Origin of the sequence: Micromonospora noduli, from assembly GCF_003264365.1 — a bacterium.
In the GTDB taxonomy this organism is placed as follows: Bacteria; Actinomycetota; Actinomycetes; order Mycobacteriales; family Micromonosporaceae; genus Micromonospora; species Micromonospora noduli.
The window spans coordinates 1-23,872 of sequence record NZ_PYAK01000038.1 but is presented as its reverse complement, the minus strand read 5'-3'; the positions used below and the strand labels follow the sequence as shown (position 1 = coordinate 23,872).

26 protein-coding genes are annotated in these 23,872 nt (G+C 71.4%); 13 read left to right on the top strand and 13 right to left on the bottom strand.

The features are described from left to right. Positions 1-39: 39 nt before the first annotated feature. Positions 40-144 (bottom strand): small membrane protein MtfM, encoded by a 105-nt coding sequence (gene mtfM / locus GUI43_RS34965; RefSeq protein ID WP_030327764.1) that lies wholly within the window; start codon positions 142-144, stop codon positions 40-42. A gap of 12 nt (positions 145-156) precedes the next feature. Between mtfM and GUI43_RS23735 the strand changes: the two genes are divergently transcribed. The 3 genes from GUI43_RS23735 (at position 157) to GUI43_RS23725 (ending at position 3,042) form a co-directional block, all read left to right on the top strand. After that, positions 157-531, top strand: coding sequence for a DsrE family protein (locus tag GUI43_RS23735; RefSeq protein WP_112584197.1), 375 nt, complete (start codon positions 157-159; stop codon positions 529-531). Positions 532-610: 79 nt separating this feature from the next. Continuing rightward, a complete protein-coding gene (locus GUI43_RS23730; protein WP_112584196.1) occupies positions 611-991 on the top strand; it encodes an SCP2 sterol-binding domain-containing protein in 381 nt (126 codons plus the stop codon). Continuing rightward, on the top strand, positions 988-3,042 hold the full coding sequence (locus GUI43_RS23725) for an amylo-alpha-1,6-glucosidase (RefSeq protein WP_112699815.1): 2,055 nt from the start codon (positions 988-990) through the stop codon (positions 3,040-3,042). Before GUI43_RS23730 ends, GUI43_RS23725 begins: the two co-directional genes overlap by 4 nt. Before the next feature lie 19 nt (positions 3,043-3,061). On the opposite strand, the gene GUI43_RS23720 is transcribed toward GUI43_RS23725, so the two are convergent. The 7 genes from GUI43_RS23720 to GUI43_RS23695 form a co-directional block, all read right to left on the bottom strand. Beyond that, positions 3,062-3,925 carry a hypothetical protein gene (locus tag GUI43_RS23720; protein WP_112606128.1) on the bottom strand — a complete coding sequence of 288 codons (864 nt, stop codon included), beginning with the start codon at positions 3,923-3,925 and terminating at the stop codon, positions 3,062-3,064. 71 nt (positions 3,926-3,996) lie between these two features. Then, positions 3,997-4,455, bottom strand: coding sequence for a winged helix-turn-helix domain-containing protein (locus GUI43_RS23715; protein ID WP_112699814.1), 459 nt, complete (start codon positions 4,453-4,455; stop codon positions 3,997-3,999). 195 nt (positions 4,456-4,650) lie between these two features. After that, a complete protein-coding gene (locus tag GUI43_RS23710; RefSeq protein WP_091402852.1) occupies positions 4,651-4,971 on the bottom strand; it encodes a DUF1416 domain-containing protein in 321 nt (106 codons plus the stop codon). 2 nt (positions 4,972-4,973) lie between these two features. Further along, positions 4,974-5,822 carry a sulfurtransferase gene (locus GUI43_RS23705; RefSeq protein ID WP_112584191.1) on the bottom strand — a complete coding sequence of 283 codons (849 nt, stop codon included), beginning with the start codon at positions 5,820-5,822 and terminating at the stop codon, positions 4,974-4,976. A 206-nt stretch (positions 5,823-6,028) separates the two neighbouring features. Beyond that, the gene (locus tag GUI43_RS35035; protein WP_310503780.1) at positions 6,029-6,106 is read right to left on the bottom strand and encodes an Ms5788A family Cys-rich leader peptide; all 78 of its coding nucleotides are present in this window, start codon (positions 6,104-6,106) and stop codon (positions 6,029-6,031) included. Between the two features lie 105 nt (positions 6,107-6,211). Beyond that, positions 6,212-7,000: an LmeA family phospholipid-binding protein gene (locus GUI43_RS23700; protein ID WP_112606123.1), complete on the bottom strand. Its 789-nt coding sequence runs from the start codon at positions 6,998-7,000 to the stop codon at positions 6,212-6,214. A 104-nt stretch (positions 7,001-7,104) separates the two neighbouring features. Further along, positions 7,105-8,163 carry a hypothetical protein gene (locus tag GUI43_RS23695; protein ID WP_112584189.1) on the bottom strand — a complete coding sequence of 353 codons (1,059 nt, stop codon included), beginning with the start codon at positions 8,161-8,163 and terminating at the stop codon, positions 7,105-7,107. Positions 8,164-8,404: 241 nt separating this feature from the next. Between GUI43_RS23695 and GUI43_RS23690 the strand changes: the two genes are divergently transcribed. The 7 genes from GUI43_RS23690 to pstB all read left to right on the top strand — a co-directional run bounded on the left by GUI43_RS23690 (position 8,405) and on the right by pstB (position 15,549). Beyond that, positions 8,405-9,124 carry a winged helix-turn-helix transcriptional regulator gene (locus GUI43_RS23690; protein ID WP_181518701.1) on the top strand — a complete coding sequence of 240 codons (720 nt, stop codon included), beginning with the start codon at positions 8,405-8,407 and terminating at the stop codon, positions 9,122-9,124. 154 nt (positions 9,125-9,278) lie between these two features. Continuing rightward, positions 9,279-10,157 carry a polysaccharide deacetylase family protein gene (locus GUI43_RS23685; protein ID WP_112606120.1) on the top strand — a complete coding sequence of 293 codons (879 nt, stop codon included), beginning with the start codon at positions 9,279-9,281 and terminating at the stop codon, positions 10,155-10,157. A gap of 58 nt (positions 10,158-10,215) precedes the next feature. Beyond that, entirely contained in the window at positions 10,216-11,142 is a 927-nt protein-coding gene (gene mshD / locus GUI43_RS23680) for a mycothiol synthase (protein WP_112606117.1), read from the top strand. A gap of 291 nt (positions 11,143-11,433) precedes the next feature. Then, complete coding sequence (gene pstS / locus GUI43_RS23675) at positions 11,434-12,540, top strand: phosphate ABC transporter substrate-binding protein PstS (RefSeq protein ID WP_112584186.1); 1,107 nt, start codon at positions 11,434-11,436, stop codon at positions 12,538-12,540. 38 nt (positions 12,541-12,578) lie between these two features. Continuing rightward, positions 12,579-13,670, top strand: a complete 1,092-nt coding sequence (pstC, locus tag GUI43_RS23670) for a phosphate ABC transporter permease subunit PstC (RefSeq protein WP_112606114.1) — start codon at positions 12,579-12,581, stop codon at positions 13,668-13,670. Then, positions 13,667-14,755, top strand: coding sequence for a phosphate ABC transporter permease PstA (pstA, locus tag GUI43_RS23665; RefSeq protein WP_112584184.1), 1,089 nt, complete (start codon positions 13,667-13,669; stop codon positions 14,753-14,755). The genes pstC and pstA overlap by 4 nt, the downstream gene beginning before the upstream one ends. A gap of 17 nt (positions 14,756-14,772) precedes the next feature. Next, entirely contained in the window at positions 14,773-15,549 is a 777-nt protein-coding gene (gene pstB / locus GUI43_RS23660) for a phosphate ABC transporter ATP-binding protein PstB (protein ID WP_112584183.1), read from the top strand. An 81-nt stretch (positions 15,550-15,630) separates the two neighbouring features. Here the strand turns inward: pstB and GUI43_RS23655 are convergent, their stop codons facing one another. Continuing rightward, positions 15,631-16,464, bottom strand: a complete 834-nt coding sequence (locus GUI43_RS23655; RefSeq protein WP_112699827.1) for an NUDIX hydrolase — start codon at positions 16,462-16,464, stop codon at positions 15,631-15,633. A 437-nt stretch (positions 16,465-16,901) separates the two neighbouring features. Here GUI43_RS23655 and GUI43_RS23645 point away from each other — a divergent pair, with 437 nt between their 5' ends. Next, positions 16,902-17,870, top strand: coding sequence for a Gfo/Idh/MocA family protein (locus GUI43_RS23645; RefSeq protein ID WP_112699813.1), 969 nt, complete (start codon positions 16,902-16,904; stop codon positions 17,868-17,870). A 56-nt stretch (positions 17,871-17,926) separates the two neighbouring features. Here GUI43_RS23645 and GUI43_RS23640 read toward each other — a convergent pair whose 3' ends face one another. The 3 genes from GUI43_RS23640 to GUI43_RS23630 form a co-directional block, all read right to left on the bottom strand. Beyond that, positions 17,927-18,934 carry an inorganic phosphate transporter gene (locus tag GUI43_RS23640; RefSeq protein ID WP_091402868.1) on the bottom strand — a complete coding sequence of 336 codons (1,008 nt, stop codon included), beginning with the start codon at positions 18,932-18,934 and terminating at the stop codon, positions 17,927-17,929. Positions 18,935-18,938: 4 nt separating this feature from the next. Next, positions 18,939-19,565, bottom strand: coding sequence for a DUF47 domain-containing protein (locus GUI43_RS23635; protein ID WP_030327784.1), 627 nt, complete (start codon positions 19,563-19,565; stop codon positions 18,939-18,941). Between the two features lie 127 nt (positions 19,566-19,692). Further along, positions 19,693-20,634: a PPK2 family polyphosphate kinase gene (locus GUI43_RS23630; RefSeq protein WP_112699812.1), complete on the bottom strand. Its 942-nt coding sequence runs from the start codon at positions 20,632-20,634 to the stop codon at positions 19,693-19,695. A gap of 190 nt (positions 20,635-20,824) precedes the next feature. Between GUI43_RS23630 and sigJ the strand changes: the two genes are divergently transcribed. After that, positions 20,825-21,790 (top strand): RNA polymerase sigma factor SigJ, encoded by a 966-nt coding sequence (gene sigJ / locus GUI43_RS23625; RefSeq protein ID WP_112699811.1) that lies wholly within the window; start codon positions 20,825-20,827, stop codon positions 21,788-21,790. Between the two features lie 24 nt (positions 21,791-21,814). Here sigJ and GUI43_RS23620 read toward each other — a convergent pair whose 3' ends face one another. Then, positions 21,815-22,321 (bottom strand): DUF402 domain-containing protein, encoded by a 507-nt coding sequence (locus GUI43_RS23620; protein WP_112674113.1) that lies wholly within the window; start codon positions 22,319-22,321, stop codon positions 21,815-21,817. A gap of 102 nt (positions 22,322-22,423) precedes the next feature. On the opposite strand from GUI43_RS23620, the gene GUI43_RS23615 reads away from it, so the two are divergent. After that, positions 22,424-23,872, top strand: a 1,449-nt coding sequence (locus GUI43_RS23615; RefSeq protein WP_211326752.1) for an ATP-dependent DNA helicase, incomplete at its 3' end; no start/stop codon positions are given.

Here is a 23,872-nt window from a genome sequence, read left to right as displayed (position 1 = left end):
GCGACTGCGGGGCTCGCAGGCCCGGCTCACTCCTCGCGCTCACCAGCGTCCTCTCGAAATGCGTACGGCAAGGTAGACCAGGCCACCGGCGAGCCCGCCCAGGCCAGCGACCAGCAGGCTGACAAACCCGATCTCGGTAACCATCCCGGCCATCCTATGCTGGGCCACATGGCCCGCACTCTCGTCGTCAAGGCCACCGCAGGGGCGGACGCCCCGGAGCGGTGCGCGCAGGCATTCACCGTCGCCGCGACGGCGGTAGCGGCCGGGGTGGACGTCTCGCTCTGGCTGACCGGTGAGTCCACCTGGTTCGCGCTGCCCGGTCGCGCCCAGCAGTTCGACCTGCCGCACTCCGCGCCCCTGGCCGAGCTGTTGCACGTCATCCTGACCAGCGGCCGGGTGACCGCCTGCACGCAGTGCGCGGCCCGACGGGAGATCGGCCCGGACGACGTACTCCCCGGGGTCCGGATCGCCGGTGCCGCGGTCTTCGTCGAGGAGGCGTTGGCCGAGGGCGCGCAGGCACTCGTCTACTGACCGCACGGCGGCGGTGGGTCGATCCGAGCGGAGTGCCGATACCGACCCGACATCTCGGACGGCTGCCTACGATTCGGATGTGACCGAGGCGGCGGAGAGGTTCTTCGAGGCACTGCCGTCGCGCGCCGCCGAGGTCCTGGGCGGCCTGGCCGACGGCACCCTCCAGATCGACCTCGGCGAGGACCACCGCACCGAACACTGGCTGGTCCGGATGCGGCCCGGGTCGGTGCAGGTCAGCCGGGGACGCGGCCCGGCCGACGCGATCTGGTACAGCAGCGCCGCCCTCTTCGACCGGCTGATCAGCGGTGAGGCCCAGGGGGTCGCGGCGGTGCTGCGCAACGAGAGCACGTTCAGCGGGAACGTGGTGCTCTTCCTCGCCTTCCGCCGGTTCTTTCCGAACCCGCCCGGCACCCGCGACCCCCGCGAAACGGCCCGTCGAGCAGCCGGGCGACTCAGGTGAAGGACCTCGTCAGCATTCTGGACGGCAACACCTTCCTGGTGAGCGACCGGCGTGGGGACATCGAACCGTCCTACGACTTCCCCACCGGGCTGTTCTCCTTCGACACCCGCTTCCTGTCCAAGTGGGTGCTCACCCTGGACGGCGAACGGCTGCACGCCCTCTCCGTCGACGATGTCGAGTCGTACCGCACCAAGTTCTTCCTCGCCCCCGGCGAACCCACGCACTATCTGGACGCCAAGGCGTCGGTGATCCGCAGCCGGGCGATCGTGGGCAGCTTCGAGGAGGAGCTGACAGTGCTGAACCACCTCGGCGCGGAGGTCGAGTGCACCCTCCGGATCGAGATCGGGGCCGATTTCGCCGACCTGTTCGAGATCAAGAACTCTCGGCAGAAGCGGGGTCGGACCACCGTCACGGTCGCCGAGAACGAGCTGCGGTTGACCTACCGGCGGGAGGCGTTCCACCGGGAGATGGTGGTCAGCAGCACCGCGCCGGCGCAGGTCGACGACACCGGGATGACCTTCCGGATCCGGATCGCCCGCAACGACAGCTGGAGCACCCGGCTGCACGTGTCCAGCGTCGTCTTCGGGGCCCGGGGCGAGGACATCCGGGCCACCCTCCCCTACGGCGGCAGCCGCAGCGCGGACGCCATCCGGGCCGAGCAGCAGGAGCTGATCGACCGGGCGCCGAAGCTCGGCTGCGACTGCGAGCCGCTGGCCGGGGCGTACCGGCGCAGCCTCAACGACCTGGCCGCGTTGCGCTACGAGTCGATCGCCCTGGGCGTACGGCTGATCGCCGCGGGACTCCCCTGGTTCATGACCCTGTTCGGCCGGGACAGCATCATCACCTCGTTGCAGGTGCTGCCGTTCCTGCCGGAGCTGGTCCCGCCGACCATCCTGATGCTGGCCGGGTTGCAGGGGCACCGGGTGGACGACTTCCGGGACGAGGAGCCCGGCAAGATCCTGCACGAGCTGCGGTACGGGGAGACCGCCGGCTTCGAGGAGCAACCTCACTCGCCGTACTACGGGTCGGCCGACTCGACTCCCCTGTTCATCATCCTGCTCGACGAGTACGAGCGGTGGACCGGTGACATCGCACTCGTCCGCAAGCTGGAGCCGCAGGTCCGCGCGGCGTTGCAGTGGATCGACACCTACGGTGACCTGCTCGGCACCGGCTACCTCTGGTACCAGACCCGCAACCCCGAGACCGGCCTGCAGAACCAGTGCTGGAAGGACTCCTGGGACGCCATCTCGTACGCCGACGGTCAGCTGCCCGGCTTCCCCCGGGCCACCTGTGAGTTGCAGGGCTACGCGTACGACGCGAAAGTCCGGGCCGCCCGGCTGGCCCGGACTTTCTGGAACGATCCGGAGTTCGCCGACGAGCTGGAGCGGCAGGCCGCCGACCTCAAACGGCGGTTCGACAGGGACTTCTGGATCGCCGACCGCGAGTACTACGCGCTCGCGCTGGACGCCGACGGCCGGCAGGTGGACGCGCTGACCTCGAACATCGGGCACCTGCTGTGGAGCGGCATCGTGGACGAGTCGCGCGCCGGCAAGGTGGTCGAGCATCTGCTCGGGCCACGACTGTTCTCCGGCTGGGGGGTGCGGACGCTCGCCGCGGACGAAGGGCGGTACAACCCGATCGGCTACCACGTGGGCACCGTCTGGCCGTTCGACAACTCGATCATCGCCTGGGGGTTGTGGCGGTACGGCTTCCGGGAGGAGGCAGGGTTGCTCTGCGACACGATGCTGGCCGCGTCCCGGTACTTCGAGGGTCGGCTGCCGGAGGCGTTCGCCGGCTACGCCCGCGACCTCACCGACTACCCGGTGGAGTACCCGACCGCGTGCAGCCCGCAGGCCTGGTCGACAGGCACCCCACTGCTGCTCCTGCGGGTGATGCTGGGGTTGGAGCCGCAGGGCGAGCACCTGATCATCGACCCGGCCGTGCCACCGGGGATGGGCCGGGTCGAGCTGCTGGACATCCCCGGCCGGTGGGGCATGGTCGACGCGTTGGGCCGCAGCCGTGACCCGGAGGACCAGCCGGACGACGGCTGACCCGAGCGGGCCGCCCGGCTCAGCCCGGGCAGCCGACGGTGGCGGCCAGTCGGGTGGCGTCCGGGCTGATCTCGGCCAGCACCGTGACGGCACCGCTGCGGTACGCGTACACCGGGGGTTGGTCCAGCAGTGGGGCGTTGCCGGCCAGCGGGGCGAGTGCGGCCGTCGAGGCCGCCGGCCCGGGACCGTTCGCGGACCATGCGGTACGGGCGAGCCCGCCGCCCGGGCAGGGCGCGATGACCAGCTCCGACGCGACGTCGCCCGGCCGGTCGAGGGCCCGCAACGCGGCTGTCAGCGCAGCGGTCTCCGGGCCGCCAACGGTGGCCGGGGGCGGCGTGTAGCCGGCGCCGACCGGCCGGCAACCGGTGTCGACGACCAGTCGCACCCGGCCGTCGACGGTCGGCCGGCCCTCGACGGCCACGAATTCACCGGCGTCGGCGCGCAGCTCGGGGCCGTCCACGCCGGGCCCGACCCCGGCGCGCCAGCTCGCCGGCAACCGCTCGGCGATGCCGGCCAGCACGGCCCGCTCGTCACCGGCGGACGCGAGCACCCCTACCTCGCGCCGCAGCCTTGCCCCGTCGGCGAACGGGGTTACCCGGCAGCCGGACGCGACCCGCGCGGGGCCCAGTTCCAGCAGACCGGCCGCACCTGCCGCACGGGCCAACTCGCCGACCGCCCGGTCGACCACCGGGCCGGCCTGATCGAGGGAACGCTGTTCGCGCACGGTCGGCGGGTCGTTCCGCACCGATGCCCAGGTCAGCCCGCCCAGCAGCACCGCCCAGGCCACTGTCACGGCCAGCAGCCAACGCCGCCGAGACCGGGCCGGTGTCGGCGCGGCAGGGCCGGCCGAAGAGGCCCAACCCGTCTGGACAGCACCGCTCACCCGGCCATGGTGTCACGCGCCCGCCGCCGGGCCGGCAGCGGAGGCGGTCGGCCCGATGCAGCGACTGCGGGTCAGTGGTCGTTCAGCCGGGGCGGCGGGTCGAGCCGGTAGCCGATGCCTCGCACGGTGTGCACCTGCGGTCCGCCCGGGAGGCCCCGCAGCCTGCGACGAAGCCGTCTGATGGTGGATTGCAGCGCCGCGGTGTCCGCACCGCCCAGCGCGGAGACGCAGAGCCGCTCGTAGCTCCACACCACCAGCGGTGGGCCGATGAGCACTGTGAGCAAGTCCCGTTCGGTGGGGGTCAGCGGGAGCACCTCGCCGCGCCAGGTGACCCGGTGTCTGGCCCGGTCGACGACCAGCTCACCCCACTTCACCAGGCCCCGCGCCTCGGTGAGCGGAAGGACTGTGGAACTGACCGGCGCCGAGCCCGTCGGCGACGACAACAGCTCGCGTAGCTCGGTCAGATCGGAACAGCTGTGCACCGGGGCGCGCCCGTCGAGTTGGCTCAGCACCCGCTCCCGCAGCGACATGTCCGTGCCCACGCAGAGGACGATGGGGACCGCTTCGTCGGACCCGCCGCTTTCATCCCTGAAATCCACCAGTAGATAGTGACGTATGCCGATGGATTTCGGCACCCGCCCCGGCGTGCCGGCGCGCTACGAAGAAACGACCGGGGCCAGCCACCCCCGGGAGGGTGACCGGCCCCGGTCGATCAGAGCAGTGGGTCAGGCGACGGTGACGGCAACCTCGTTGACGCCTCGGCCGGCAGTGACAGCGGTGTCGCCGTTGCCGTGCCGGGACAACGCCCGCAGTGTCCAGGAACCCGGCGCGGCGAAGAACCGGAACTGCCCGGCAGCCGAGGTGACCACCTCGGCGGTGAACTCACCGGTCGAGTCGAGCAGCCGGACGTACGCGCCCGGCACCGGCTCGGCCTCGGCGGAACGGACGATGCCGGTGATGACGGTTTCCTTCTCCAGGTCCAGGCTGGCCGGCAGCGGCGCGGCCTGGTCCGGTGCGGCGCAACCTGCGGCGGTGGGAAGAGTCATGATCAGGCCTCCCCGGGTTCGTCGCCGAGCGCGACCGGCACACCGACCAGCGAGCCGTACTCGGTCCAGGAGCCGTCGTAGTTCTTGACGTTGCGGTGACCCAGCAGCTCCTGGAGCACGAACCAGGTGTGCGACGAGCGCTCACCGATCCGGCAGTACGCGATGGTCTCCTTGCCGTCGTCGAGCCCCGCGTCGCCGTAGATCTTGCGCAGCTCGTCGTCGGACCGGAAGGTGCCGTCCTCGTTGGCCGCCTTGGACCACGGCACGCTGATGGCGGTGGGGATGTGGCCGGCCCGCTGCGCCTGCTCCTGCGGCAGGTGGGCGGGGGCGAGCAGGCGACCGGCGAACTCGTCGGGGCTGCGCACGTCGACCAGGTTCTTGGTGCCGATCGCGGCGACGACCTCGTCGCGGAAGGCCCGGATGGAGGTGTCCGGCTCCTGCGCGACGTACTGCGTCGCCGGGCGGGACACCGCGTCGGTGACGAGCGGGCGGGCGTCCAGCTCCCACTTCTTGCGGCCGCCGTCGAGCAGCTTCACGTCACGGTGGCCGTAGAGCTTGAAGTACCAGTAGGCGTACGCAGCGAACCAGTTGTTGTTGCCGCCGTACAGGATGACGGTGTCGTCGTTGCTGATGCCCCGCTCGGAGAGCAGCGCCTCGAACTGCGTCTTGTTGACGAAGTCCCGGCGAACCTGGTCCTGGAGGTCGGTCCTCCAGTCAATCTTGATGGCACCGGCGATGTGGCCGGTCTCGTAGGCCGAGGTGTCCTCGTCGACCTCGACGAAGACGACGCCCGGGGCGTCGAGGTTCTTCTCGGCCCACTCGGCCGAAACGAGTGCGGTGTCGCGACTCATCGAATCACTCCCTGGTGAGGATGGATGGTGAGCCAACGCGCGCGAATCGATGGGTGTAACTGTCGCACCACGCGCGGGACCCAGCGGAAGGACGGGATCACGGGTTCGTGCGACGGCGCCGCTGCCGGGCGTTCGGTGGGATAACCGGAGGGTGCGAGAACCCTGTGCCGGTGGCCGCCGTCAGGCGGCCGGAGACAGCCCCGCCGTCAGATGACGGGGCGACACAGGCAGGTGGCCACGCGGCACAGGTCGACCGCGCGCCGTTTGGTGAGGTGGGTCCCCATGGCCAGGGAGCCTACCAGCCAGTGACCGTGCTGCCACTGGGCCGACCACCATCCGGGAATCGCCGGGATCGCCGAGGATTTCGGCGTCCCACCACGCCTCCGGCGTCAGCCAGCGGAGTTGATCGGCACGTTCTTCGCGTCGGCGGTGACCGCCAGCCCTTCCGGCAGTGGACGGACCTCCCGGACCGCGAGCTGGAACGGCAACTCCGGCAGGGGAACGTCGATGGAGATGCTCTTGGCGTAGTTGCTCAGGAAGGCACGAGCCAGCGGCAGGTTCGGCAGACCCGCGGCGTCCAGGTCGTTGAACCGCAGGGCGACAGCGCCGTTGTCGGCGACGGTGACGTCGGCGGTGCCGCTGATGGTGAGCTTCTGACCGAGGATGTCGGCCGGGGCCTTGACGGTGAGCTTGCCGTTCTGCTCGCCGAGGGTGAGACCCGGGCGGTTCAGCAGCGCGGCCAGACTCTCGTAGCTGATCGTGCCGGCACCGTTGACGGTGTCCGCCACGACGTCACCCTGGCCGGTGCGCAGGGTGTCCAGCGAGGCCCGAACGTTGCGGGCGGTCACGTCGAGCACCGGCAGCCGGACGGCGTCGCCCTCGACCGAGGCCTGCACGTCCCGCAGGTTGATGGTGATCCGCTGGTAACGGCCATCCAGCACCTGGGTGAGGAACGGGGTTCCGCCCACCTCCACCTCAGGTGGGGCGGACTGCGCGCCCTGCTTGGCGATCTCCTGGCGTACGCGGTCGCCGATCATCCGCTCGGCGACCCCGACCGCCACCCGATCGGCGACCACCAGCAACGCCGCCAGCAGCAGGAGCAGCACGAACAGCCCGATGAGCAGCTTGCGGCCACGCCGTCGGGGTCGCGCCTGGTCCACCGGATAGTCCTGCGCCACGCCGCCTCCTGTCTCCGCCCGTCGCGCCGCGACGGGTCGTTCGTACCGACGCCGCAGGGCGGCGCATCCGTAGGTACCCGGCCGGCTCAGCGCTCAACCGTGACTCAGAGGAAGAGCATGCACATGGCGTACGCGGCGGGCGCCGCCAGGGCGAAGCCGCCGAGCGGGCCCTGCATGTGCCGGGCCACCCACATCGTGGGCGGTTCGCCGGCCATCAACCGGCCCGCCTCCGCGTACCCCACGGCGAGGTCGGAGAGGACGGCGGTGACCGCCGCGACCAGGCCGATCACGGCGGCCCGGGTCGGCGTGAAGGGAGCCACCAGGTAGCTGCCGAGGAGGGCGCTGGTCAGCGTGCCGACCATCGCGCCGGCCACCACGCCTGCGGCGCCCCGGGGCACCTGCGGGGCGAGCCGGGGCCAGGGCAGTACGGCGTCGGTGAGCCGGGCGACGGTGAGCGCGACACCGCTCGCGGTCAGGCAGACGGTTATCGCCTGGGTGCCGGCCGGGATCCGGCTGAGCACGATCAGGGTGCCGAAGGCCACCACCCCGACCACGATGAGCAGCGTGGCACCGAGGGAGTCGGTGACCCGGACCCGGTCGACCCGACGAACCAGCTGGCCGAGCACGGCGGCGAGGAACCCGCCGGCGGCCAGGTAGCCCAGTGGCGCCAGGCCGGCGACGTCGGTCTGCACCGCGGCGATGTCGGCCAGCGCCGCGACCACGGCGCTGATCCCGGCGACCACCAACAGCGCGGGCGGACGCATGGCCATCGTCCAGGCGAGCACGAACAGCAGTTGGACGCCGAAGATGATGAAGGCGAACGGCAGCCGGTGACCGGGGCCCGACGTCTGCGCGCCGAGCACCAGGCCGACACCGAGCAGCGCGGCGAAGCCGGCGATGGTCAGCGCCAGTTGACGGTGCACCGCGACCGGGGGGATGACCTCCTCTTCGGGCTCGTCGATCTCTTCTTCGGATCGGCGGGCCGGCTCGCCGGCGCGACGGGCACGGCGAGGCCCACCCCGTTCGCGACGGTCGCCATCGGTGGTGGCCGGACCGGTACGCGGCGCGGGCGGTTGGCCGCGCGTCGCTGCGGCGGCCGGACCCGGTTGGGGCCCTGCGGGCCACGATTCGCGGCCGGCCTCGGGCGAGGTGGAGGGAAACACGACCCGATCGTGCCAGACCGACGGCCCGACGCGGTGGTCACGGGTTTCAGCGACGTTAAAATCCGGGCCACGATCAGGGGCAAGGTAGACAAACGGGAAATGGCCTGACGGCGCGGCCGAGGCGATCGGTTAGGCTCAACGCGTTACCCGCCCGTCAGCGACGCCGGGACCACGCAATTTCTCAGCGCACTCCTTGATGAGTGCGACTGGTCGCGTGCGGCCTCGCGCCGCCGGGACGGAGGTGATCGTGGAGATCCTGCTGCTGGTGACCGCACGCGCAGGAGAACCGTCGGCTGTACTGCCGGCGCTCGACCTGCTGCCGCACTCGGTCCGCACCGCGCCGCGTGATGTTCGCACCCTGGTCGCGGGCCCCAGCCCGGACGCGGTGATGGTGGACGCCCGATCGGAGTTGAGCGAGGCCCGTGCGACCTGCCGGATGTTGCACGCCACCGGGCTCGGCGTGCCGCTGGTCGCGGTGGTGACCGAGGCCGGCCTGATCGCACTCAACGCCGACTGGGGCGTCGACGACGTCATCCTCGCCTCGGCCGGCCCCGCCGAGGTCGAGGCACGGCTGCGGCTGGCGGTGGGCCGGCTCAGCAACGCGACCGCTGGCGCGGGTGGCTCGATCCGGGCCGGCGAGCTGACCATCGACCCGGACACCTACGCGGCCAAGCTCAAGGGCCGTCCGCTCGACCTCACCTACAAGGAGTTCGAGCTGCTGAAGTTCCTGGCCCAGCACCCGGGCCGGGTGTTCACCCGGGACCAGCTCCTGCGCGAGGTCTGGGGCTACGACTACTTCGGCGGCACCCGCACGGTGGACGTGCACGTCCGGCGACTGCGCGCCAAGCTCGGCTCGGAGTACGAGTCGATGATCGGCACCGTCCGCCAGGTCGGCTACAAGTTCGTCGTTCCGCCGTCGCGGTCGCTTCCCGAGGCGGAGCACGCGCCCCTGCCGGTCTGATCCAAAGACCACTACGGGCGATTTCCCATATGCCCTTTTTGCGCAGCTTGGCAGCTCTATTCTGACTGCCGGGTTTGTCGGAGAAAGGGGCGATGGTGCGCGCACTGCACACGGGGGCGACGGGCCGGCGTAACCGGCAAGCCAGGCGGAAGTCGTGACGCGGGGCAGCTCCACCGCGCGGGCGGCGGGGATCGTGACGCTGGTGGTGGCGGGGCTGCTCGGCTCCGCGTACGTGCTGGGCCGCAGCCTCGTCCCCGACCAGACGCCTCGGCAGTCCACCGGTGTCACCACGAGCGCCGACGGACCGCACTACGCCGACCAACCGGGCCTTGGCGAGCCGGGCGGAGCCCCGAGCGCCAGCGCAAACGCGGCTGAGACCGGCCCAGCCGAAGCCGGCCAGGACGGGTCCGGACGGAACGCCGGAGACGACAACCTGTTCGGCGCGCACGCCACGACCGGCACCCCGAGGCTCGCGCTGACATTCGACGACGGGCCGGACCCGCGCTACACGCCGCAGGTCCTCGACCTCCTGCGCGAATACGACGTGCGGGCCACGTTCTGCGTGGTCGGCGAGAACGCGCAGAACCACCCCGAACTGGTCCAGTCGATCGTGGACGCCGGGCACACCCTGTGCAACCACTCCTGGCACCACGATGTCGGCCTGGGCGCCCGGTCGGCCGACGCGATCCGCTCCGACCTCCTGCGCACCAACGCGGCGATCCGGGCGGCGGTGCCGAACGCCCCGATCGTCTGGTACCGCCAGCCGGGCGGAGCCTGGACGTACCCGGTGGTGTCGGTGGCGCAGCAGCTCGGCATGACCCCGCTGCACTGGTCAGTCGATCCGTCGGACTGGGAGCTACCCGGCGCCAACAAGATCACCGCGACGGTGCTGAGCCAGGCCGAACCGGGCTCGGTGGTGCTGCTGCACGACGCCGGTGGGGACCGGCAGGGCACGGTGGAGGCACTGCGCCGGATCCTGCCCGACCTGACCGCCCGGTTCGATCTGGAGGCACTCCCCACCGACCCGACGTGAGCCGCAGCTTTACGGCGACGCTCCGGGCGTCACGACACGCAACGGATACGGTGGCGGGATGAGCAGCGCGGAGCCGACCAGCGACCAGGTGACCCGGAGCGACCAACTGGCGCCGACGGAGATCGCCGACGTACTCGCCCTCGCCAGCGCCGCAGGTGACACGGACGGAGCGGACCCGCTCGACGAACACGTCCTGCTGCGGCTGCGCGACCCCGACGCCCCCGCCGTTCATCTGATCGCCCGCGCCGACGACGGCACCCTTACCGGGTACGCGCACCTGGACACCACCGACCCGGTCGGCGGGATCGGGGTCGAACTGGTGGTGCACCCCGCGTACCGGCGGCGGGGCACCGGGCGGGCGCTCGCCCGGGGCGTCCTCGCCTCGGCCACCGGGCCGCTGCGGGCGTGGGCGCACGGCGACCACCCCTCGGCCGCCGCGCTCGCCGTCGACCTCGGCTTCGCCCGCGCCCGGGTGCTCTGGCAGTTGCGCCGGCCGTTGGCGGCCCCGCTGGGTGAGCCGCGCCTGCCCGACGGGGTGACGCTGCGTGCGTTCCGGCCCGGGGTGGACGACGCGGCCTGGTTGGCCCTCAACGCACGGGCCTTCGCCGAGCACCCCGAGCAGGGCCGGTGGACGTCGGACGACCTGCGGGTCCGCCTCGCCGAGCCGTGGTTCGACCCGGCGGGCTTCCTGCTCGCCGAGGAGAGCGCGACCGGCCGACTGCTCGGCTTCCACTGGACCAAGGTGCACGAGCGGCCGGGGTCGGCCCGGATCGGCGAGGTGTACGTCCTGGGGGTGGAGCCGACCGCGCACGGTGGCGGGCTCGGCCGGGCCCTGACCACCGCCGGACTGGCACACCTGCGGGACAAGCGTGGCCTCGACCGGGTGATGCTCTTCGTGGACGACTCGAACACCGGGGCCGTCGCGCTCTACGAGCGGCTGGGCTTCGCCCGCTGGTCCGCGCACATCAACTACCACCTGGGCTGACCGTCGGCCGCCGCTCCGAGCGCGTCACCGACGGGTAACGGCCGAGCGTCGGCGGGATAACGCCGAACCGGAAATATGCCCATACTTCCGACAGGTGTACCCGGGTTCATTTAACGGACAACTCACCCTCGGCAAGCGGTCACCTCAGGGGCCGTACGTGTTCACCTTGCGTTCACTTGCGACCGGCGAACCGGCTACCTGGCACTTCTAACTTTCGTGTCAGCCGGTCAGTGCCGGTCCTCGGGCCCCGGGATCGGGGCGCCAAGTCAGACGCGAAGGGAAACCCCTCAGGTGAAGCTCCAGCGGTACGGCACTATTGCCTGCCTCGCTCTTGCCGCGACGCTCGGCCTCAGTGCATGCGGCTCGGACAACAACGAGCCCGCCTCCGGCGCGAGTGCTTCGGGCTCGGCCGCCGCGGTCGACTGCGCTACCGGCACGCTGAACGCCCAGGGCTCGTCGGCGCAGAAGAACGCCATGGCCGAGTGGATCAAGGCGTACCAGCAGAAGTGCCAGGGCACCACGATCAACTACGAGGCTTCCGGCTCGGGCGCCGGCATCCAGGCGTTCATCGCCGGGACCGCTGACTTCGCCGGTTCCGACTCCGCGCTCAAGCCGGAGGAGCAGCCGCAGGCGGACGCCAAGTGCGTCGGTGGCAAGGCCATCCACCTGCCGATGGTGATCGGCCCGGTGGCCGTCGCCTACAACGTCAGCGGCGTGGACAACCTCCAGCTCAAGCCGGCCACCCTGGCGAAGATCTTCGCCGGCAAGGTCACCAAGTGGGACGACGCCACGATCAAGGCCGACAACCCGGACGCCAAGCTCCCGGCGACCACGATTCAGACCGTCCACCGTTCGGACGAGTCGGGCACCACCGACAACTTCACCAAGTACCTCTCGAAGACCGCTGAGAGCGACTGGACCCTGGGCAACGCCAAGGCGTGGAAGGCACCGGGCGGCACCGGCGCCAAGGGCTCGGACGGCGTGGCCAGCCGGGTCAAGGGCGCGGACGGCTCCATCGGCTACATGGAGTGGTCGTTCGCCGAGAACGCCGGTCTGAAGATGTCGAAGATCGGCAACGGCAACGGCGAGTTCGCCGCGCTGACCGCCGAGGCGGCCGGCAAGACCATCGCTGGCGCTGCCATCGAGGGTCAGGGCGACGACCTCAAGCTGAAGATCGACTACAACACCAAGGAGGCCGGGGCCTACCCGATCGTCCTGGCGACGTACGAGATCGTCTGCAGCAAGGGCCTCGCGGCCGACAAGCTGAAGCTGGTCAAGGGCCTGCTGGGCCACGCCGCCAGTGCCGAGGGCCAGGCCTCTCTCACCGAGCTGGGCTACGCCCCGCTGCCGGAGACGGTCCGCACCAAGGTCGAGACCGCGGTCAAGAACCTCTCCTGACCCGATTCCACACCTCCGCAATCGAATCGAGCGAGCAGATGGGTGAAACCCCTCACCGCTCGGCCGACGCCGGCACCGGCGGGACGCGCGTGACCCAGAGTCACGAGTGGCCCGCCGGTGCCTCGGCGCGTGTGGCCGAGGCACCAGTCAGCACCCGTTCCCCGGGCGGCACCGGGCTGGGCGGCGGCGGCGCGCTGCCGCGCAGCCGTAAGTTCGGTGCCGAGCGGGCCTTCCGCGGTCTCACCCTGGCCGCCGGCACCGCCGTTCTGGTCATCATCGCCGCCATCGCGATCTTCCTGGTCGCCAAGGCGGTGCCGGCCCTACGCGCCAACACCGAAAACTTCTGGTCCTACGAGGGCTGGTCCCCCAACGAGACAGAGCCGAAGTTCGGCATCGGTGCGCTCGCCTTCGGCACCGTGCTCAGCTCGGCGCTCGCACTGCTCATCGCGGTGCCGGTGGCGCTCGGCATCGCGCTCTACCTCTCGCACTACGCGCCGCGCCGGTTGGGCACCGCGCTCGGCTTCCTGGTCGACCTGCTGGCCGCCGTACCGAGCGTGGTCTTCGGCCTCTGGGGGCGGGACGTCTTCAGCAGCCCCGTCCGGGACTTCTCGGTCTGGCTGAACCAGCACTTCGGCTGGATCCCGCTCTTCGGCGGCGACGGCCCCTTCGGGGCGTCCGTCATGCTCGGCGCCCTGGTGCTCGCGATCATGGTGCTGCCGATCATCACCTCGCTCTCCCGCGAGGTGTTCCTCCAGACCCCCACCGCGAACGAGGAGGCCGCCCTCGCCCTGGGCGCCACCCGCTGGGAGATGCTCCGCACCGCGGTGCTGCCCTACGGCCGTCCCGGCATCATCGCCGCGATGATGCTCGGCCTCGGCCGGGCGCTCGGCGAGACCATCGCCCTGGCGCTGACCCTCGGCATCACCTTCGGCATCTCGTTCAACCTGATCCAGAACGGCGGCAACACCATCGCCGCCAACATCGCCAACGCGTTCGGCGAGGCGAACGAGACCGGCCGGGGCGCGCTCATCGCCTCCGGCCTGGTGCTGTTCACCATCACGCTGATCGTCAACATCACGGCGCGGGCGATCATCTACCGCCGCCGGGAGTTCACGGAGTCGGCCGCATGACCACAACCGCCACCTCCCACCGCACCCGGCCACCGGCCCAACCCGACTCGCTGCGGGCCAAGCGGCTGCCCTGGTACGCCGCCCCGGCCATCGCCGTGGCGGCCCTGGCGCTCTCCGCCGTGCTCGTCTACGGCACCAGCATCGGCGGCCCGGTCCTCGTGGTCGTCCTCGGTGCGATCCTCTACCTGGTCGGGCTCTTCGCCGCCGCCAACGCGGTCGAGGGGCGCCGGTCGGCCCGCAACCGCACCTGGAGCGCGCTGATCCACTCCGCCTTCGTGCTGGCGGTACTGCCGCTCGTGTCGGTGGTCTGGACGCTGGTCAGCAAGGGCGCCGACCGACTGGACGTCAACTTCTTCCAGACCTCGATGAACAACATCGGGGCCCGGGACGCCAACGGCGGCGCGTACCACGCGATCGTCGGCACGCTGGAGCAGGTCGGCATCGCCACCCTGATCACCGTCCCGCTCGGCGTTCTCTGCGCGATCTACATCGTCGAGTACGGGCGCGGCAAGTTCGCCTTCGCGATCCGGTTCTTCGTGGACGTGATGACCGGCATTCCGTCGATCGTCTCCGGCCTCTTCGTGCTGGCGTTCTGGGTGCTGATCGTGTCGCCGTGGTTCAACGACGGTCGGCCCAGCTTCTCCGGCTTCGCCGCCGCGCTCGCGCTGAGCGTGCTCATGCTGCCCACCATCGTCCGGTCCACCGAGGAGATGCTCCGCCTCGTACCGGCGCCACTGCGTGAGGGCGCGTACGCGCTCGGCGTACCCAAGTGGAAGACCATCCTGCGGGTGGTCCTGCCGACGGCGCTGCCCGGCATCGTCACCGGCGTCATGCTCGCCATCGCCCGCGCGGCCGGTGAGACCGCGCCGGTGCTGCTGGTCGCCGGCGGTGGCGCCGCGATCAACACCAACCCCTTCGAGAACAACCAGTCGTCGCTGTCCCTCTTCGTCTACCAGCAGGCCGGTGACGCGTCGAAATACGCCCCGGCACGGGCGTGGACCGCGGCACTCACCCTGGTCGCCCTCGTGCTCATCCTGACGATCGCGGCGAAGCTGCTGGCCCGTCGCAACAGGCTCAGCCGATGAACCCCGGAGGTACCACCATGGCCAAGCGCGTCTCCGCCTCGAACGTCACCGCGTACTACGGCGGCTTCAAGGCGATCGAGAACATCAACCTGACGGTCGAACCGAAGACGGTCACCGCCCTCATCGGGCCGTCCGGTTGCGGCAAGTCGACGTTCCTGCGGTCGATCAACCGGATGCACGAGGTGCTGCCGGGGGCCCGGGTCGAGGGCAGCCTGACCATCGACGACCAGGACATCTACGACCGGGACGTGGACGTCACAGCGGTCCGGCGCACCATCGGCATGGTCTTCCAGCGGCCGAACCCGTTCCCCACCATGAGCATCTTCGAGAACGTGGTGGCCGGGCTGAAGCTCAACGGAGTCCGCAAGAAGTCGATCCTGGAGGACGCGGCCGAGAAGGCCCTGCGCGCCGCGAACCTGTGGGGCGAGGTCAAGGACCGGCTGGGCAAGCCCGGCGCGGGCCTCTCCGGCGGTCAGCAGCAGCGGCTCTGCATCGCCCGGACCATCGCGGTCGAGCCGCAGGTCGTCCTGATGGACGAGCCGTGCTCCGCCCTGGACCCGATCTCCACGCTGGCGATCGAGGACCTGATGTTCCAGCTCAAGGACAAGTTCACGATCATCATCGTGACGCACAACATGCAGCAGGCAGCGCGTGTCTCGGACCGGACCGCCTTCTTCTCGATCGAGAAGACCGGCGACCCGGGCCGGCTGATCGAGTACGACAACACCCAGAAGATCTTCAGCAACCCGAGCGTGAAGAAGACCGAGGACTACATCACCGGCCGCTTCGGCTGAGCCGACCACGTCCGGTCACCGGCGCCCCGCCTCCCGGCGTGGGCGCCGGTGCCATGTCCAGCGCTGCGGCAGGGCCCGTGGTCAGCCCAGGACGAAGCGGGGTTCGCCGTCCGGGGGCAGGTCCAGGCGCGGGGTGACCGGGCTGGCGGCGTCTCGATCGGCCGCCGCCCGCGCCACCCCGGCCAGGTCGCCGGCCGCCGCCACCTGGGCCAGCGTGACCACTGTCGGTGGCAGCATCGTCAGCTCGCCGGCCTGCGCGCGGGCCAGCGCGTCCGCCGGCCGGATCCACAGGGTGTGGTCAGCCTCTCCGGAGACGTCGCGGGTCCGCTGGCCCGCCGGCAACAGGACGATGAAGAAGTACGTGTCGAAGCGGCGCGGCTCGAACTCGGGAGTGATCCACCGGCTCCAGGGCAGCAGCAGGTCCGACCGGAGTGTGAGCTGACGGTCGGCGAGCAGCGCCGCAAAGCCCAGCCGGCGGCCCTCCAGGTCCTGTCGGGCCGCCTCCCAGTCGTCGCCGCTGACGTCGCCCACCACGGTCTCCCGGTTCGGACCGGCGAGCAGTACGCCGGCCTCCTCGAAGACCTCCCGCGCGGCGGCGCAGACCACCGCCTGCGCGGCCTGCGGGGCCACCCCGAGCCGGTCCGCCCACTCGCCCGGCGTCGGGCCGGCCCAGTCCAGGTGCGCCTCCGAGTCGGAGCGGTCCACCCCGCCTCCGGGGAAGGCGTACATCCCGCCGAAGGTCATCGCGGCGACCCGGCGGATGACGTACACCTCGAAGTCGGCATCGGTCGGACGCAGCAGCAGCACGGTGGCCGCGACCCGCGGCGTCGCCGGGGTGCCACCCTCGGCCTGGAACCGGCGGGCGTGCTCGACCAGGGCGGCCGGGGCGGCGAAGCCGTCACTGTCGATCGTCATGCCCGCGAGCCTAGTTCCCGACAGCGCGATTGCCTGCCGCGCGCCAAGCCACGAAGCGGTCGGCTCGGTCGGGGCCCGGTCCAGGACTCGTCGGGCCCGGTCCACGACCCGGCCGGCCCGGTCCAGGACTCGTCGAGCCCGGTCCAAGACCCGGTCGGCCCGGTCCACGACTGAGCGGTATACCTCTGGGGCATATTTATGCCTCAGAGGTATACCCCTCGTCAGGGTGGCAAGGCCGAGGCGCGCGCCGGTCGGGGCGCGGTCGCGCTCGCCGCCGAACGAGATGGCGTCGGGGCAGGGCGCATGGCCGGGCAGTGCGAGCCGGAACCAGCGAGCTGGGACCCCAGCTGGCCGGGTAGCGCGCACCGGGCCCCAGCAAGCCCGGCAGCAGGAGGCCGGGCAGCGGGCGGTTCACCTGGCTCGGCTAGCGTTCCGGCATGACTCGTTGGGGCATCCTGGCCACCGGCCACATCGCCAGCCGTTTCGCCGAAGACCTCCGGCTGGTGCCGGACGCCGAGTTGGTCGCGGTCGGTTCCCGCGCCGCGGAGAGCGCCAGGCGCTTCGCCGACACGTTCGGCGCGAAGCGCGCCTACGGCTCCTGGGTGGAGTTGGCCGCCGACCCGGAGGTGGACGCGATCTACGTGGCGACCCCGCACTCCGCGCACTACGAGGCGGCGATGACCTGCCTCACCGCCGGGCGGGCGGTGCTGTTGGAGAAGCCGTTCACCCTCGACCTGGCCACCAGCACGGAGTTGGTGGACACCGCCCGCGCCGCCGGGGTCTTCCTGATGGAGGCCATGTGGATGCGGCTGAATCCGATGATCCTGCGGGTGGTCGAGTTGATCGCGGACGGGGCGATCGGCACGGTGACCGGCGTCCGGGCCGACTTCGGGGTGGCCGGGCCGTTCCCGCCGGAGCACCGGATGCGCAACGCGGCGCTGGGCGGGGGTGCTCTGCTGGACCTGGGGATCTACCCGATCAGCCTGGCCCACCTGCTGCTCGGGGTGCCGCAGCACATCCGGTCCTGGGCGCAGCTCGGCCCGGAGGGGACGGACGAGAACACCGGCATGCTGTTCGGCTATGACACCGGAGCCCTGGCGACCCTGAGCTGCGGCATGGTCGGGTTGAGCGGGCAGACCGCCTCGGTAACGGGCACCACGGGGCGGATCGACCTGCCGGAGCCGTTCTTCCGGCCGGGTTCGGTGACAGTGCACCGGGCCGGCGCGGAGCCGGAGACGATCGTCGCCGACGGGGCCGGCAACGGCTACCAGTACGAGGCGATCGAGGTGCAGCGCTGCCTGGCCGCCGGCCTGACCGAGAGCCCGGTGGTGCCGCACACCACGACCCTTGAGGTGATGACCCTGCTGGACACGGTCCGCGAGCAGATCGGCGTGCGCTACATCTGAACAGCGGAAGGGCCCCCGGCCACGGCGAGACCGTGACCGGGGGCCCTTCCGGAAACTCAGCCGAAGAGCGGCCGGACCAGCAGGTACGTGACGCACGCGATCAGCGCGGCGGCCGGGAACGTGATGATCCAGGCGAGCACGATGTTGCCGGCCACGTTCCAGCGGACCGCGGAGAGTCGCTTGGTCGCGCCCACACCCATGATCGCCGAGGTGATGGTGTGGGTCGTGGAGATCGGTGCCTTCAGCACCAGTGCGTTGAAGTAGAGCACCGCGCTGGCGACGGTCTCGGCGGCGAAGCCCTCCGGCGGCCCCAGGTCGATGATCTTGCGACCGAGGGTGCGGATGATTCGCCAACCGCCGGCGTACGTGCCGAGGGCCAGCATCGTCGCCGAGGTCCAGAACACCCACCCCGGGATGTGCGTCTTGCTCTCCTGGAAACCACCGGTGTAGAGCGCCAGCACCACGATGCCCATGGTCTTGGCGGCGTCCTGCATGCCGTGGCCGACCGACATGGCGGCCGCCGAGGCGGTCTGCGCCCAGCGGAAGCCCCGGTTGAGCTTGCCCGGCTGCCCCTTCCGGAACAGCCACAGGATGGCCAGCATCAGCAGGTAACCGAGGGTGAGGCCGACGATCGGCGACAGCACCATCGGCAGCAGCACCTTCTCGCCGATGTTGCCCCACTGCACAATGCCGCCGGTGGACAGCAGGGTCGCGCCGACCAGACCGCCGAAGAGCGCGTGCGAGGACGACGAGGGCAGACCGAAGTACCAGGTGATCAGGTTCCAGGCGATCGCCCCGAGCACCCCGGCGAAGACCACGCCGAGGCTGTTCACCCCGGTGGGAAGGGTGACCAGACCGTCGCCGACGGTCTTGGCCACGCCGGCGCCGAAGTGGGCGCCGACGAAGTTGCCGACCGCGGCGAGCCCGAGGGCGATCCGGGGTGTCAGCGCCCGGGTGGAGACGCTTGTGGCGATCGCGTTGGCGGCGTCGTGGAAGCCGTTGGTGTAGTCGAACGCCAAGGCCACCGCGATCACCGCCAGCACGGCGATGAGTTCAGGGGACACCGGCTCAGGACTCCTTGACGGCGATGGTCTCGACGGTGTTGGCCACGTGCTCGAAGGCGTCGCAGGCGGCCTCCAGTTCGTCGGCGACCTCCTTCATCTTCAGCACCGTCAACGCGTCGTACTCACCGGAGAAGAGCCGGACGAGCAGCTGCCGGTTGATCCGGTCGCCCTCGTTCTCCAGCCGGTTGCACTCGATCCAGTAGTCCTCGAGATCCTTCATCGACTTCAGCCGGGGCATCGCGTCGGCGGTCAGCTTGGCCTGCTGGTCGAGCACGTTGACCATCTCGTGCAACTCGCGGGGCAGCGCCGGAAGCTCGGTCAGCCCGTACAGGTAGAGCAGGTCGCCGACCGCCTCCAGGTGGTCCATCACGTCGTCCAGCAGCGAGCCGAGCCGGTAGATGTCCTCCCGGTCGAACGGGGTGATGAACGTCGAGTTGATCTTCTTGTACAGCTCGTGGGTGATCTGGTCGCTGTCGTGCTCGACCTCGGTCAGCCGCTCGCTGACCGACTGCACGTCCACGCCGGGCAGGGCCAGCTCGTTGAGCAGCGCGGTGCCCCGGACCAGGTTCTGCGCGGCCCTGGTGAAGAGCTCGTAGAAGGCGCCCTCGGTGGGGCGGAAGGAAAACTTCACAGCACAGACCTCGTCGCGTCGGTGGAAGGGTGGCGGCGCCCGAGAGCGCCCGCTCGGTGAATGCTAGAAAACGGCAGAACCGGGAATTCGCCGGCCCACCCCTGGCCAGGCACCATTCACCGGTCGTTCACCTGCCGTTCATCTCGGCTGCCCCACCCGCACCCGCTCCCCCAGCCAACAGACGCTTACGCTCCCGCGCCACGTCGAAATCGGCAGCCGGATACCCCAGATCGAGCGTGTCGAACGTCTCACGCAGCAGGTGGGCCACCGCCCAGTCCCGGTACCACTTGCGGTCCGCCGGCACCACGAACCAGGGCGCGGCGTCCGTGCCGCACCGGCTCAGGGCCTCGGCGTACGCGGCCTGGTAGTCGTCCCAGTGCCCGCGTGAGTCGATGTCGGAGGGGTTGTACTTCCAGTGCTTGCGCGGGTCGGTGAGCCGGTCCATCAGGCGCTCGCCCTGCTCGGCGTACGAGATGTGCAGCATCACCTTGATCAGGGTGAAGCCGCCCTCGGTCAGCTCCCGCTCGAACGAGTTGATCTCGTCATAGCGGGCTCGCCAGGTCGTCTCCGGCACCAGCGAGCCGACCCGGGCGATCAACACGTCCTCGTAGTGCGAACGGTTGAACATCCCCACGTACCCCGGCGGTGGCAGCTCCCGGCGAATCCGCCAGAGGAAGTCGTGCCGCAGCTCCTGGCGAGTCGGCGGCCCGAACGAGCGGATGTGCAGGCCCAGCGGGTTCATCGCGCCGGCCACCCGCTTGATCGTGCCGTCCTTGCCGCCGCAGTCCATGGCCTGGAGCACCAGCAGCACCCGGTGCGCCGGCCGCTCCGACCCGGTCTTGGCCATCGCGAAGAGCATCTCCTGCTGCCGGCCCAACTCCTCGCCGAGCAGCTCCACCTGCTCCCGCGCCCAGGTCTTACGGTGCTCGCCGCGGCCTGCGGGCTCCGGCAGGCCGGGCATGGACCGCGGGTCGATCGCGCTGAGATCCACCGGCGCGGTGACCCGCAGCAGGTCCCGCACGGAACCGCCGTCCGGTGCCACGATCTGCCCTTGCTCGGGTGCGCTCATGCACGGATCATCGCCCACCCACCGCCGTTCCGCCCGCCGAGAGCCACCTCCGCACCTGGGCCCGCTGATCGGCACCGACCGACCTCCGCCCACGGCAGGCACCGGTCTGCCGGGCCGTTTCGGGGCTGCCGGCGGGCCGACTCGGCGGGAGGATGTAGGCCGGGACGGCGACCGGAAGGGGTGGTGGGTCGTGCGGGAGCTGGCGACGGAGTTCGAGGCCGAGCGGGGCCGACTGCTCGCGGTGGCCCACCGGATGCTGGGCAGCCGCAGCGAGGCGGAGGACGCGGTGCAGGAGACCTGGCTGCGCTACGCCGGGGCGCTGTCCGACCCGGCGGCCCGCGCCGAGATCCGGGACCTGTCCGCGTGGCTGACCACCACCTGCGCTCGGATCTGCCTGGACGTGCTCCGCTCGGCCCGGGTCCGCCGGGAGGCGTACCCGGGGCAGTGGCTGCCGGAGCCGGTGGTGAGCCCGTTGGACGGCCGGCCGACGGCCGACGGCTATGCCCCCGACCCGGCGGAACGGGCGGTGCGCACCGACCAGGTCGGCACGGCGCTGCTGGTGGTGCTGGAGCGGCTCGCGCCGGAGCAACGGGTCGCCCTCGTGCTGCACGACGTGTTCGCGCTGCCGTTCGCCCGGGTCGCGGGGGTGCTCGGCACCACCGAGGTGGCGGCCCGGCAGCTCGCCTCCCGGGCCCGACGGGCGGTCACCTCGCCGGACGTACCCCGGCACACCGCCGACCCGGCCGAGCAACGCCGGGTGCTCAAGGCGTTCGTCGCCGCCACCGAGTCCGGCGAGCTGGACCAGCTGCTTCAGGTGCTCGCGCCGGACGTGGTCTTCGTCGGCGACTCGGGCGGGCACTTCCCGGCCGCCCGCTGGCCGGTGCTCGGCGCGGACTCCGTGGCTCGCCTCACGCTCGGCCTGTTCGGCCGGACCGGCCGGTACGTCGACCGGGTGCTGGCTCGGCCCGTGCTCGTCGACGGCATTCTCGGCCTACAGCTGGAGACGACGCACAGCGACGGGCGACCGATCCGCCTGGTCACCGCGTTCGCTGTTGACCAGGGCCGGATCACCGCCATCTACAACCAGCTCAACCCCGAGAAGCTCACCGCCCTGCCGCCGCTGGACGCCGACGACGGCTGGCCGCCACGCTGGTGAGCCAGCCCGACCGGGCAGGCGGCCTCAGACCACCAGAGCCAACCACTTGCGGTACGCGGTGGCGAACGGCTCGGTGCCGTCACCCAGGGCCCCGAACAGCCGCTGTGCCGCGGCCTCGGCCTCGGCCACCACGTCGTCCGGGTAGCCGAACCGGGCCCGGTGCTCGGCGAACTCGTCCTCGTCGAGCAGCTCCACCAGGCCGGTGGCCCGACGCCGGACGACGTCCAGATCAAGGTCGATCAGGTGGACCGTGTCGTCGGACTCCCAGCGGGCCGGGGTCGTGATGTCGCAGTAGACCTCGCTGGTGCGGGGCGGGGGGTTGAACATGGCCGTCCACCAGGCGCGGTGTGGCACCAACAGCACGAACGGGATCTTCTCCACCGAGGGCCGGCCGTGGTAGACCGACTCGGTGCCCTCGGGCACGCCGAGCCAGATGCCGAGATCGTCCTCGGTGAGCCGGCGGGCCGGGTAGTCGCGGTGGGCGCTGCCGTCGTACTTGCGGTAGATCACGCGGACCATGTCGCTCGGCATGATTCGCACCCTAACCGATACCACCCACGCGTCGTAGCGCGGCCGTAACCGGACGGGGTCGGCCGCAACGCCCGCCCCGGTCGGCATCGCGCCACGCGGCGGATGGGCGCGGCCGGTGTCGGCGGCGCCGGGTACCGTCGCACGGTGACTCCGCCCCGCACCGCCACCGGTTCCGCCACCCCGTCGGCCCGTGCCAAGGGCCGGCGGCGGGGTGCCCGACCCAGTGGCACGGAGCTGCTGGCGGCGGCGGTCGGCGCGGTGCCCGGCGGCGCGGAGCGTCCCGGCCAACTGCAGATGACCACGGCGATCGAGGAGTGCGTGGCCGGCGGCGAGCATCTGCTCGTGCAGGCGGGCACCGGCACCGGCAAGTCGCTGGCCTACCTCGCGCCGGCTCTCACTGTGGACGGCCCGGTGGTGGTCTCCACTGCCACCCTGGCGTTGCAGTCCCAGCTGGTCGACCACGATCTGCCGCGGCTCGCCGACGCGGTCGAGCCGGTGCTCGGCCGTCGGCCCACCTTCGCCGTGCTCAAGGGCCGCCATCACTACCTCTGCCTCGCCCGACTGGACAACTCCACCGAGGAGGAGCCGGAGGACACCCTCTTCGACGCCCCCGCGTCGCGCCCCGGCGGCGGGACGAAGTGGCTCGGTGAGGCGGGCCGGCTGGGCAAGCAGGTCGAGCGGCTGCGCGACTGGGCCGAGAAGACCGCCACCGGCGACCGGGACGAGCTGGACCCGGGCGTCGAAGACCAGGCCTGGCGGCTGGTGTCGATGCCGGCCCGCGAGTGCGTCGGCGCGGCCCGTTGCCCGTTCGGGCAGGAGTGCTTCGCCGAGGCGTCGCGGGCCCGCGCCCGGGAGGCTGACATCGTGGTGACCAACCACAGCCTGCTCGCTGTCGACATGCTCGCCGACCGGCACATCGTGCCGCCGCACAAGCTGCTCATCGTCGACGAGGCGCACGAGCTGGCCGACCGGGTCTCCTCCGCCGCGCAGGCGGAGCTGGTGCCGGAGCTGATCGACCGGACCACCCGGCGGGCCCGTACGCTGCTGCGCCCGGAGACCGCCGAGGCGCTCACCGCCGCCGGTGACGCCCTGGCGGTCGGGCTGGCCGAGGCGCCGGCCGGGCGGATCACCGCGGGGCTGCCGACGCCACTGCGGGAGGCGTGCACGCTGCTTGACGCGGCGACCCGCTCCGCCCTGGACGCGATCGGCGACATCAAGGCCGACGACCCCGACCCGGTCCGCAAGCAGCAGGCCAAGGCCGCCCTGGACGAGCTCTCCACCACCGCGCAGCGGCTACTGGAGGAGGGCGACCACGACGTGGCCTGGGTGGAGAAGAACGACAGCGGCAACCGCCGGGCACTGGTGGTCGCGCCGCTGTCGGTGGCCGGCACCCTCGCCACCCACCTGTACGACGAACGCACCGTCGTGGCCACGTCGGCGACCCTGGCGCTGGGCGGCCGGTTCGACACTGTCGCCCGCGCCCTCGGGCTGGACGCGCCACCGCCCGCCCCGCCGACCCCCGCCGCGGCCGCGCTGGCCGCCCGCACCGGC

Bases quoted from the DNA above. Each gene is read 5' to 3' on its own strand.
- GUI43_RS23705 (WP_112584191.1), bottom strand. From the start codon at position 5,822: ATGAGTCGCGACACCGCACTCGTTTCGGCCGAGTGGGCCGAGAAGAAC.
- pstA (WP_112584184.1), top strand. From the start codon at position 13,667: ATGACCACAACCGCCACCTCCCACCGCACCCGGCCACCGGCCCAACCC.
- mshD (WP_112606117.1), top strand. From the start codon at position 10,216: ATGAGCAGCGCGGAGCCGACCAGCGACCAGGTGACCCGGAGCGACCAA.
- GUI43_RS23620 (WP_112674113.1), bottom strand. From the start codon at position 22,321: ATGCCGAGCGACATGGTCCGCGTGATCTACCGCAAGTACGACGGCAGC.
- GUI43_RS23630 (WP_112699812.1), bottom strand. From the start codon at position 20,634: ATGAGCGCACCCGAGCAAGGGCAGATCGTGGCACCGGACGGCGGTTCC.
- GUI43_RS23715 (WP_112699814.1), bottom strand. From the start codon at position 4,455: ATGTCGCTGCGGGAGCGGGTGCTGAGCCAACTCGACGGGCGCGCCCCG.
- pstC (WP_112606114.1), top strand. From the start codon at position 12,579: ATGGGTGAAACCCCTCACCGCTCGGCCGACGCCGGCACCGGCGGGACG.
- pstB (WP_112584183.1), top strand. From the start codon at position 14,773: ATGGCCAAGCGCGTCTCCGCCTCGAACGTCACCGCGTACTACGGCGGC.
- GUI43_RS35035 (WP_310503780.1), bottom strand. From the start codon at position 6,106: ATGGGGACCCACCTCACCAAACGGCGCGCGGTCGACCTGTGCCGCGTG.
- GUI43_RS23645 (WP_112699813.1), top strand. From the start codon at position 16,902: ATGACTCGTTGGGGCATCCTGGCCACCGGCCACATCGCCAGCCGTTTC.
- GUI43_RS23735 (WP_112584197.1), top strand. From the start codon at position 157: ATGCTGGGCCACATGGCCCGCACTCTCGTCGTCAAGGCCACCGCAGGG.
- GUI43_RS23710 (WP_091402852.1), bottom strand. From the start codon at position 4,971: ATGACTCTTCCCACCGCCGCAGGTTGCGCCGCACCGGACCAGGCCGCG.
- GUI43_RS23655 (WP_112699827.1), bottom strand. From the start codon at position 16,464: ATGACGATCGACAGTGACGGCTTCGCCGCCCCGGCCGCCCTGGTCGAG.
- mtfM (WP_030327764.1), bottom strand. From the start codon at position 144: ATGGTTACCGAGATCGGGTTTGTCAGCCTGCTGGTCGCTGGCCTGGGC.